Annotated in this window: 1 pseudogene; it reads left to right on the top strand. The window is 54.3% G+C overall.

From position 1 onward, the window contains the following. A pseudogene (locus PMIT1303_RS00470) lies at positions 1-626 on the top strand (dehydrogenase); the annotation flags it as partial.

The raw sequence follows: 626 nt of genomic DNA, 5'->3' as shown, positions 1-626 counted from the left end.
GCTTGGCCTGAAGCCTTGGGATTGGGACCAAAAACACTGCATCACGCGAGCACCATGTCTGTGCGCCTGGAGGGTCGCGGCAACCTCAAAACTGGTTCAGCTCGATTTGAATTTGGGCTGGTTCATCATGGGTTTGCCTGGGCTTTCCCCTTGGAAGGAGGCGTGAATGTAGGCGTAGGTACGTTCATCGGCCGCAATGCCGCTGATAGTGATGCCGTCTTGGAACAACTGCTACCGAGCCTGGGATTTGACCCGCAAGCAGGCAAACGACAAGAAGCATCTTTACGAGTTTGGAACGGCCATCAAGCACTGCATGGCGATGGTGTCATCGCCGTGGGAGATGCGGCATCACTATGCGATCCGTTCCTGGCAGAAGGTCTGCGCCCAGCGTTGATGAGTGGATGCGAAGCAGCCCGCTGCCTTAACCATTGGTTGAACGGTGATACCAACAACCTGGCTGATTACAGCCAAACCATGCGTCAACGCTGGGGAGACTCCATGGCCTGGGGGAAAAGGATTGCTCAGGTGTTTTATCGATTTCCCAAGGTGGGATATCAGCTTGGAATCAAAAGGCCAACAGCTCCACAACGGATTGCTCAGATCCTTTCTGGAGAGATGGGATATGG

This window comes from Prochlorococcus sp. MIT 1303 (genome assembly GCF_001631965.1).
Lineage (GTDB): Bacteria > Cyanobacteriota > Cyanobacteriia > PCC-6307 > Cyanobiaceae > Prochlorococcus > Prochlorococcus marinus_D.
The sequence above is the reverse complement of the archived record's forward strand: the minus strand, read 5'-3'. Positions and strand labels throughout refer to the sequence as shown.